The 10321-nt window shown below is 39.3% G+C and carries 9 protein-coding genes and 1 pseudogene; 7 read left to right on the top strand and 3 right to left on the bottom strand.

What is annotated here, in order from left to right; translation table 11 throughout:
- On the bottom strand, positions 1–229 hold a 229-nt coding region (locus tag HYG93_RS08355), incomplete at its 3' end, for a helix-turn-helix domain-containing protein (protein WP_178962309.1).
- 176 nt (positions 230–405) lie between these two features.
- Positions 406–592 (bottom strand): annotated as a pseudogene (locus HYG93_RS19585) (4-hydroxy-2-oxovalerate aldolase); the annotation flags it as partial.
- A 328-nt stretch (positions 593–920) separates the two neighbouring features.
- Between HYG93_RS19585 and HYG93_RS08350 the strand changes: the two are divergent.
- Both HYG93_RS08350 and HYG93_RS08345 read left to right on the top strand, forming a co-directional pair.
- Positions 921–1181 (top strand): helix-turn-helix domain-containing protein, encoded by a 261-nt coding sequence (locus tag HYG93_RS08350; protein ID WP_106984310.1) that lies wholly within the window; start codon positions 921–923, stop codon positions 1179–1181.
- The gene (locus tag HYG93_RS08345) at positions 1178–2410 is read left to right on the top strand and encodes a type II toxin-antitoxin system HipA family toxin (protein ID WP_106984311.1); all 1233 of its coding nucleotides are present in this window, start codon (positions 1178–1180) and stop codon (positions 2408–2410) included. The genes HYG93_RS08350 and HYG93_RS08345 overlap by 4 nt, the downstream gene beginning before the upstream one ends.
- 257 nt (positions 2411–2667) lie before the next feature.
- Here HYG93_RS08345 and HYG93_RS08340 read toward each other — a convergent pair whose 3' ends face one another.
- Positions 2668–3270, bottom strand: coding sequence for a TetR/AcrR family transcriptional regulator (locus tag HYG93_RS08340; RefSeq protein ID WP_117007312.1), 603 nt, complete (start codon positions 3268–3270; stop codon positions 2668–2670).
- A 98-nt stretch (positions 3271–3368) separates the two neighbouring features.
- On the opposite strand from HYG93_RS08340, the gene HYG93_RS08335 reads away from it, so the two are divergent.
- The 5 genes from HYG93_RS08335 (at position 3369) to HYG93_RS08315 (ending at position 10262) form a co-directional block, all read left to right on the top strand.
- The gene (locus tag HYG93_RS08335; RefSeq protein ID WP_178962307.1) at positions 3369–4781 is read left to right on the top strand and encodes an efflux transporter outer membrane subunit; all 1413 of its coding nucleotides are present in this window, start codon (positions 3369–3371) and stop codon (positions 4779–4781) included.
- Positions 4778–5920, top strand: coding sequence for an efflux RND transporter periplasmic adaptor subunit (locus HYG93_RS08330; protein WP_178962305.1), 1143 nt, complete (start codon positions 4778–4780; stop codon positions 5918–5920). Before HYG93_RS08335 ends, HYG93_RS08330 begins: the two co-directional genes overlap by 4 nt.
- Positions 5917–8991 carry an efflux RND transporter permease subunit gene (locus HYG93_RS08325; RefSeq protein ID WP_178962303.1) on the top strand — a complete coding sequence of 1025 codons (3075 nt, stop codon included), beginning with the start codon at positions 5917–5919 and terminating at the stop codon, positions 8989–8991. Before HYG93_RS08330 ends, HYG93_RS08325 begins: the two co-directional genes overlap by 4 nt.
- 207 nt (positions 8992–9198) lie before the next feature.
- Entirely contained in the window at positions 9199–9435 is a 237-nt protein-coding gene (locus HYG93_RS08320; protein ID WP_078193741.1) for a VF530 family DNA-binding protein, read from the top strand.
- 128 nt (positions 9436–9563) lie between these two features.
- A complete protein-coding gene (locus HYG93_RS08315; RefSeq protein ID WP_178962301.1) occupies positions 9564–10262 on the top strand; it encodes a DUF1826 domain-containing protein in 699 nt (232 codons plus the stop codon).
- The last annotated feature ends 59 nt before the right edge of the window (positions 10263–10321 follow it).

Raw genomic sequence — 10321 nt, 5'->3', positions numbered from 1 at the left:
GGCACTTTGATTTTAACAAGTCATCATGGCGACGATGGCCAGGTTGACCACGACTGGCATGTGCCATACCTGAGACACCATCTTGATTGAGCTTCTGCAATAACCGGGTAATTTGACGGGTGGAAAGTTTTAGGATTTCAGCAGCACGGACCTGGGTAATACGATGATCTCGAACGTCTTGCAGAACTGCAAGCCGTTGAATTTCTTTGTCAGACATAGTGATCAGCATCTATATTTATATCCAGTCCATGGTGATAAAAACCATCATAAACTAGACATTTTTATTGGTGAGAATATAGACACTTTAAATGGGTTCTAACAATATTATTTCGTATAATGTATATTATGTTAAATCCGATACACCTAACAATAACTTCATAACACAGTCATGGTTCAATCTTATAGTTCTACTGCAGCGATAAATACTTCCAGCGGTGCATTTCCTGCACCTGACGCCATACCTGTGCTGGCATTAATACAGGTACAGCCATGTTCTATAGAGCGCAATACTATTCGCCATGTCTAAACTTAGATTGTGGTGCGCATGCATGCCCGTTTCAGTCTTTGGCTTGATTACATCTTTCATGGATTTTTGCAGTTTTAGATTTGTAGGTTAGATCTCAGTTTTTATTCATAGTTCATGAACTTCAATTTTTAAAGCATATTGTATTTTAAATAAGTTTTTGAAAAAAAATATATTATTAAATTAATTGTGAAGTGTATTTCAAGTGAACATAAGTTAAATCTACACTTAAGGATAACTTGATCTCATTCTTACTGAAACGAAATTCAATAACTTATGAGATTTCTATTTTATGCCAATTTTTATTAAATTACATAAAATATATTAGCTATATAGCTAATAATTGATAAATAATATAATATGTTAGCTATATGGCTACTTTTGTGGTGAAATTTCTATGGCAAGTAGAGCAGAAATTGGGAAAAAAGTTCGTATCGAACGAAAAGCCCTCGGTCATACACAGCAAGAATTATCAGAATTGACTCGAATCAACAAAACCACAATCTCAGAGATTGAGAATGGTCGATTTACAGGTTCGTATGACATATTTGAGCGTGTACTTGATGCAGTAGGTTTACAGTTTGAAGTATTTCCAAAGCAACATTCACTCCCTCACTGGGATGAAATTGAAAATATGTTTGTGGATGATAGCGAATGAGTACGCCAACAAAACTTCCTGCCAAAATCACGAATATTAAGGTATGTGCTAATCAAGCTGAATTAGGCGTATTGACATATGGTTCAGTGCACCACTATCAGCCAACACAGGAAAAACAGCATGTATCACTCACGATGACTCGTAAAGGCATGGATGGTTTTTCTTCTGGTGCACTTCACCCAATATTTGCTCAGAACTTGCCTGAGGGTTTTAATCGACGATTCATTGCTGAAAAACTTGCCAGATATGCCAAAGTTAATGACATGTATTTATTGGCACTGCAAGGTAGTCAAGGAATTGGAATGCTCTCTTATAAAAGTGAGCTAGATTTACCCGAAACAGATTCTTTGAGTTTGAGTGAAATCCTATCTTACCAAAGTCATGAACCCCTTTTTCCACAGCTATTGGAAAAATATTATCTCAGAAATTCTCTGGCTGGTATGCAACCCAAGGTGAGCATACCAAATGCAAAAACTGTTCAAACAGATAGAACAGTTCAACAAAAGGATCTAATCGTAAAGTCGTTTGATTCAGAATTTCCATTACTAACCGTTAATGAATTTGTCTGTATGCAGGCTGCACGACAGTGTGGACTTAAGCCACCACACACTTACTTGTCTGAAAATTTAGAAACATATGTTGTAGAACGGTTTGATAAATCCAGTGATGGTACAAAACTAGGCTATGAAGATTTTACGACGCTCATGAAAAAGTCAAATGACCCAGATGCAAAATACTCAGGGAGCTATGAAACACTTTTGAAAGCGACATATCTTTATACTGGTAGTGTAGCTGAAGTTGAAAAAATGTATAAGTACATTGTATTTAATTGCTTAGTAGGAAATGGTGATGCGCATCTGAAAAACTTTGCTCTACAGTATTCCCCGGATATGAAAAACATTTTTGTTTCACCGCCATTTGATATTACGCATACACTTATATACGAATCAATTGATAATAAAATGGCGCTTAAACTCGCTGGAAGCAAAGCATTTCCTGAACTATCTCATCTCTTAAAATTAGCTGAAAGCGAGCATTTTAGAATTAGAAATCCAAGAGAAATCATAGAATCTTTTAGCGAAAATATATTAGATTATCTCCAAGTATCTAATGAGGTACAGCTATTTGATGGATTGCGGACATCTATAGAACAATCAATCTCAAATATTATGAAATCAAGCTCTGATTCAAAAAATTATCGACATGACAGAAAGAAGAAATTTGAATAGTTATATTAAATATGTAATTCATACACATCTATACAAGCAATGGGTCGTTGTTCTCATACGTCCATAAATACCTTCCTATCCATGGCACTTTCTGAGAAAAGTGAATTTTGAAATTGTGGTAATTTTTTTGAGTTTTATATTCTAAGCGTTAGGTCGTCATTGCCAATTCTTCTTAAAAAGTCAGCTCAACGTTATTAATTTAATATTGTTGAGCTCAGGTCATACATCTTCTTTGAAATAAAGATAAAAAAGAAAATTTAAATTTTATATGCTCGCATTAAAACATCAACTGCCCTTTCCGTTGCCGCTTCGATCCATTCTGCAGTGATGATATTTTCTAAATCAAAAGTAAAGATCTGACTAAATTCAGCATCCACTAATGCACGAAAATGTGCCTCAACGACACGTGGTTCAGCCTTCATCAAAATACCATCATTCATCGCTTTTTGAAAAACAGCGCACATCATACGTTCACCAAGCTTTGGGCCTTTTTCATAACACAACTGCCCAAGATTTTTATTCGATGCATTTGCTACCAGCATACGGCGTGTAGCAATAATATTTTTTGAATATGATACTGTAATCATTTGTTTTGCCATTATTTTTAATGCTACTGACAGTTCGTGCTTTTCAAATAAATCAAATAGTGGTGCGCCATGCTGCTGTTCCATTTCATACATCATAACATCTAAAAATAATTCTTCTTTAGATGGGAAATAATTATAAAGTGTGGCTTTGGATACGCCAGATTCATCACGGATCATATCCATGCTAGTCGAGCTATAACCTTGTTTTTTAAAGGCAGATAAAGCAGCTTTTAAAATTTTTTGCTTGGTTATTTCACTCTTTGCTCTAGCCATTCAGCCACCCCTTAAGTAATTTCAAAGCGTAGTCTAAGTTTGACAGTGTTAAACTGTCAAACTAAACTAAACCGTCTAGTTTAGTTATTGGTGCTATTTTGAATATTTCAAGTCAGACCAAGTTTGGCTGTCTGATGATTTTATTTCCTTTGCTGCATGGATGTATTGCTTCAGGAAGCTATCAAGCGCCTGCTGCAAAAGTATCGGCTCAGTGGAATTCATCACCTGATCCAACTTCAAACAGTGTTGAGTTCACTCAATTTTGGCAATCATTTCATGAGATTGCTTTAACACAATTGATTCGTACCACCCTTGAAAATAACCAAAGTTTAGTCAAGGCTTTAGCCAATATTGACGCAGCACGTGCAAATTTAACCACACAGCGTGCCAACTTATACCTTGCATTGTCTGGCAACGGCACTGTCAGCCGTGTGAAAGATACCAGCGGTCAATCTAATCAAAACTCGATTGGCTTAGATGCCAGTTGGGAAATTGATTTATGGGGAAAATATCGAAATCAAAGTGATGCAGCAGCTGCACGTTTACAAGCGCGTACCGCAGATATGCATAATATGCAGATTTCTCTGGCTGCTGAGATGGCGGATTACTATACGCAGTATTTAGCTTGTCGTTCGATACAGCGGGTGTACACAACAGAATTAAGTTCCATTCAAAAAACTGAAAAAGCCACTGCCCTTTTAGTTAAAGCGGGTTTTACAGCCCCTATGGATCACGCCCTTATTGTGGCAAATTTAGAAAACACACGCTCGAACAGCATAAATCAAAATAAACAGTGTGAAATCTTGATTAAATCAATGACGGCCTTAGCCAGTATTGATGAATCAGAATTACGTCAAATTCTTGCCCAATCATCACTTAAATTTCCGCTACAGCATGGAAGCTTTGGTATTAGCGAAGTTCCTGCCGATGTCATGCGCAACCGTCCAGATATTGCTGCTTTAGAGCGTGAAGTATTTGCAAGCTATGCCGAAATCAAAAGCGCTGAAGCAGACCGTTATCCAAATTTGAGTTTATCTGGTGTCATTAATGCTGCGTCATCTGGCGGAGCCAGCCTAAATACATGGTCAATTGGCGCAAATCTATTACAGCCGATTTTTGATGCAGGTAAACGTAAAGCTAGTGTTGAAAGCAATATTGCTAAATACAATGCTGCTGTTGCTGATTATCAGTCAGGTGTCATTAATGCTGCCGCTGAAATTGAAAAACAGCTGGTCACGATTCAAGCCCTGAAAAAACAAGAAAAAAGCGCACAAAGCAGTTATGTGCAATACCAAAAATATTTTAATGCACTTGAAATCAGTCAAAAAGCTGGCTCAGCCAACCTATTAGATTTAGAAGCTGCACGTCGTTCAGCTCTCAATGCGCAAATCAGTGTGGTGAACATTCAGCAGCAGCATACACAGAGCTGGATCAGCTTGTATAAAGCCTTAGGTGGCACATTCACGCCAAAAAAGTCAGTACATATCGCTCAAAATGGTGAAATTCAATGAAAATCTCTAAAAAAATGGCCATTTTGATCGGTGCCGTGATCATCATTTGCTTGGTCATTGCCTTAATGTTCAATAAAAAAGAAGACAAAAAATCAGAACAGAAAGCTGAAAATGCCGATCAGCAAGCATCCATGACAGTCAATATTGTCAATTTAAGTGAACAAATTTGGCCTCAAGAGTTTTTTGTGACCGGTTTAATTGCACCATACGAAGAAATTATTATCAGTCCCGAAATTAGTGGTTACCGCCTATCAGATTTGTATTACAAAGTTGGTACTTCAGTTAAACAAGGCCAGCTTTTAGCTAAACTTTCTGATCAAAATTTGAAGAAGGAATTAGCAAAACAAAAAGCAGCTGTGACACAAGCAGAAGTGAATTTAGAAAAAGCGGCTTCAGATGTACGCCGCGCAGCGATTGTGGGTCAAAGTGGTGCCTTATCTGCACAGCAAATTGAAGAATATAAAATTAATCAAGAAGTTGCAAAAGCAAACTTAGATGCTGCTAAAGCTGAGTTAGATATGATTCAGCTTAAAATCAGTCAAACTTTTATTAAAGCACCTGCAAGCGGAATTATTTACAGCAAGCAAGGTGTGGTCGGCAATGTAGTGAGTGCTGGCACTGAACTGTATCACATGATTAAAAATGGCGTGATTGAATGGCGTGCAGAGGTAGATGCATCACAGTCGCATTTAATCAAAGCAGGAGATCTTGCAGAAGTGACACTGCCAGATCAAACCAAGTTAACTGGTACAGTTCGAACAGTCAGCCCTTCTGTATCCACTGATACGGCGCGCAGCATTGTATATGTAACTTTAAAAGGCAGTAAAACGGCCAATGTTGGCACTTTTGTCGACGGCAAAATTACTGTTGGTCAAAATAAAGCATACGTGCTACCTCAAACGGCAATTGTGATGCGTGACGGCCGTTCATATATCTATGTGGTCAATGATAAAAACATTGCCAATAGTCAAGTGGTTGAAACCGCACGCCGTAAGGATGGTTTTGTAGAAATTGTAAGCCCCTTGGCACTCAATTTAAAAATTGTTGAAACTGGCGGTGCATTTCTCACCAATGGTATGACCGTCAAAATTGCACAGAAAACGACCGCGCAAAATACGCAGCATGGAGTAAATGAATGAACATTTCCTCCCTGTCTATTAAAAACCCCATCCCAGCGATCGTCCTATTTATAATGTTGACGATTATGGGATTGTACGGGTTTATGAAGCTGGGCATTCAAGATATGCCCGACATGGATTTACCCACGATCACAGTCAGCGCAAGTTTAGAAGGTGCTGCACCTGAACAGCTTGAAACTGAAGTTGCACGTAAAATTGAAGACAAACTCACTTCACTGACCAAGCTTGATCACATCACCACAACCATTACTGACGGTTCTGTAAATATTTCCGTGAGTTTTGAACTAGAAAAAGACGTAGAAGTCGCTTTGTCTGAAGTCCGCAATGCGGTTGACGGAGCCAAAGCCGATTTGCCTGCAAGCATGAATTCGCCAACGGTGTCTAAAGTCACTGCGGCAGGCTCTAGCTTACTGACCTATAGCATTACTTCAGACAATCTAGATGAGCAAGACCTGTCTTGGTTTGTTGATAATGACGTCAGCAATGCCATTATGGCAGCCAATGGCGTTAATAGTGTTTCACGTGTTGGCGGTGTAGACCGTGAAGTACAAATTGACTTAAATCCGACGCTCATGGCGGGTTTAGGCGTAATGCCTTCAGATGTCTCTAAACAGCTTAAAGCTGTGCAGCAAGAAGCCTCTGGTGGTCAAGGACGCGTTGGCGGTGAACGTCAATCCATCCGTACTCTAGCAACAGTAAAAACAGCAGATGATATACGTGAAATTTCTATACCGCTGCAAGATGGCCGTTATGTACGTTTAGATCAAATTGCACAAATTCACGATACTACAGCTGAACGTACTACTCGTGCTTATTTGAATGGCCAACCGATTATTGGTTTTCAGGTTGAACGCTCAAAAGGCTATTCAGATGTTGAAGTCGTCAAGCATGTCCGCGAAGCAGTCGTAGCATTTCAACAAAAAAATCCAGCCGTTAAAATTGAAGAAATCAGCAACAAAGTTGATTCCATTCAAGACAACTATGATGGCTCGATAACCATGCTGTATGAAGGTGCCTTGCTTGCAATCATCGTGGTCTTTATCTTCCTTAAAAACTGGCGTACTACGTTTATTTCTGCTGTGGCTCTGCCCTTATCGATTATTCCAGCCTTTGGGGTGATGTATTATCTCGGTTATTCGCTGAATGTCATTACCCTATTGGCGCTGTCTTTAGTTGTCGGGATTTTGGTCGATGATGCGATTGTAGAAGTCGAAAACATTGAACGGCATTTAGAGCAAGGCAAAACACCGTACCAAGCAGCTATGGAAGCTGCCGATGAAATTGGTCTTGCGGTGGTTGCAACAACACTGACACTTGTCGCGATTTTCCTGCCAACCGCATTTATGGGCGGTATTCCAGGCCTCGTGTTTAAGCAATTCGGTATTACTGCTTCGGTTGCGATTTTATTTTCTTTATTGGTTGCCCGACTGCTGACACCAATGATGGCAGCATATATGCTGAAACCAAAAAATAAGAAGGATGAAACCAAAAAACAGCCAGATGGCTGGGTCATGCGACACTATAAAGCCATCGTAAAATTTACTTTAAATCATAGGAAAACCACGATACTCGGGGCATCCGCATTCTTTTTTGTGACGCTATTTATTGGTATGCAAAACAGCGTCACCTTTATGCCTGCACAGGATAAATCACAGACCACGGTTACCGTTGAGCTACCTCCAGGCTCTACATTAGATCAAACATCGAAGGCTGCTGAAGAAGCCAGTAAAATCATCCAGCAAAATCCAAATGTAAAACAAGTTTTCAGTTCTGTCGGTACAGCTTCAAGCGGTTCTGGCATGGACAGCTCTTCTACTGCTGATGTGGCCTCAGCAACATTAACAGTGGAACTGACGCCGTATGATGAGCGCGATACCCGTCAAAGTGCAGTTGAGCAAGATATTCGTGAAAAATTAAAACCTTTGGCTGGCGTTAAAACCAGTGTTGGCGGCGGTAACACCGGTGAAAAACTTGATATTACCTTAGCCAGCGATAATGCAGATTTACTGACTGAAACAGCCAACAACCTTGAAGTGCAAATGCGTGGTTTAAAAGGCATTGGTAATGTCAGTTCTAGTGCTGCCATTGAACAGCCTGAAGTCCAAATCACGCCAGATTTTGCCAAGGCTGCACAGCTAGGCGTTACATCTGAAGCACTCTCCGATGCCATTCGTTATGCAACATACGGTGGCTACTCAACAACCTTACCAAAATTGAACTTAGACCAGCGCCAAATTGCAATTCGCGTGCGTTTAGATCCATCTGTACGTAATGATTTATCATCAATTGCAGCAGTACGTGTGCAAGGAAGCAATGGTTCTGTCAGTTTAGGCAGTATCGCTGATATTCAAATTCAAGGTGGTCCTACTCAAATCAGCCGTATGGACCGTATGCGTAATGTCACGTTGTCTATTGAACTAAATGGTTTAAGTATTGGTGAAGTACAAAACCAAGTGATGCAGCTTGAAGCAATGAAAAACTTACCTCAAGGCGTGCAACAGATTCAGCAAGGTGAGCTGCAAAACATGTCGGAAATGTTTAGCAGCTTTGGTTTAGCAATGTTTATTGGCATTGTCTGCGTTTATGCTGTGCTGGTGCTTCTATTCCATGACTTTTTACAGCCGGGAACGATCTTGTCTGCTTTGCCGTTGGCTTTGGGCGGTGCATTTGTTGCACTGTATATCTGCAGCATGCCGTATTCAATGCCAGTGGTCATCGGCATCTTGATGCTGATGGGGATTGTGACGAAAAACTCTATTCTCTTGGTAGATTACACGATTATTGCCCGTAATGAACATGGTCTCAGTCGTTATGCTGCCGTAATGGATGCATGCACTAAACGTGCCCGCCCAATCATTATGACCACAATTGCAATGGCTGCCGGCATGATGCCGAATGCTTTGGGGCTTGGCGCTGAACCAAGCTTTAGACAGCCAACAGCGGTTGTTGTGATTGGCGGTTTAATTACCTCGACCGTGTTAAGCCTTGTGGTGATTCCAGTGATCTTTACTTATGTCGATGATTTACATCATTGGATTAAATCCAAGTTTAAATCTAAAGCACAAGTTTAACGATTCACTAAAAAAGGAGCTCTAGAGCTCCTTTTTTATGCATTTAAATACATCTAAATCTTAAAGTTTGGGCCATTAATATTTATAAAAATCTAACTCATCAATAAACTGCAATTTCCTATGTTCAAAAGGTTTAATTTGAAACCCTCTCATTTTTCAACTCGCTCAGGTTATAATAATGGTCTCCCAAAATATGATTGATCTAATATGAGCACCTCCAATGACCCTTTACACGGCAAAAAACTTGCTGACATCTTGGATGAATTATTGGATTACTACGGTGGTTTTGAAGGCTTAAGCCGCAAAATTGAAATTAGATGTTTTTGCATAGATCCAAGCGTTAAATCATCACTACGATTCTTACGTACTACACCTTGGGCACGTGAAAAAGTAGAAAGCTTATATTTGTATGTCTTACGCCAAAAAGCCAAACAGAAAGCATAACGATTAATACCTAAGCTCAAATAATCTTGTATAGCAGTTTGTGTTTTAAGATAAAATGAAACTGCTGAATCCTTCTAGCTATTCCTTGTACGCAGTATTTTCGCCTCAGATTTAATTCGATCCCTATTATGAGCAATACTTTTTCCCAGCATCCTCAAATTGGTGTAGTTACTACATTTTCTGAATTGATTCATCGTCATTTCGAAGGTCAAATGAATGCGCTCTGTTGGCAACGCAGCTTACAAGGCGAATTTAAAGAAATAGTCGAAAATCTCGAATTGATTGAAAATATAACCGAAATTTCTGTAGATGATCTGATGGAATTAAAGCTCTCAGTGCAAGGTCATTTAGCCAGAGAAATCATTTTAAATGACATGCAACAATTAACAGCATTTGGTGCATCACCCTCGCTGAATTTGCTCAAATGTTATGAACGAGATGATGAGTTCGATTTCATCTCAACCGATGTTTATTCTTTTCATGTCGATCGATCACCGATCGCTACCGATACCTTTTTATGTACATATTATGGTGCTTCCAGTGATATTGTGCCAAATGATCATGTCACACAGAAAATCTTAATTCCTGAAATACGAGAGCAACTCAAAGCTTTATACGATGGCCCAGAATCAAAATTTGATGATTTTTTAGCGGAATATTTTTTTGATTTACATTATCAGCTCAAAGAAAATGCTGTCCCTGTAAATCTAGGAAATGGTCATTTATGGCGTTTGGCGGTTGATCATCCTACACAGCCAGTTTTGCCTTGTGTGCACCGCGCACCTGTTGAAAATTCAGGTGAGTATCGGCTTATGCTGATTTGCTGATTTTAAATATTGATGGATCCTAAGTCCATACGATCCATTCTGTCTAATGAATGAACCGT

It is taken from the genome of Acinetobacter sp. SwsAc6 (genome assembly GCF_013391565.1).
Lineage (GTDB): Bacteria > Pseudomonadota > Gammaproteobacteria > Pseudomonadales > Moraxellaceae > Acinetobacter > Acinetobacter cumulans.
The sequence above is the reverse complement of the archived record's forward strand: the minus strand, read 5'-3'. Positions and strand labels throughout refer to the sequence as shown.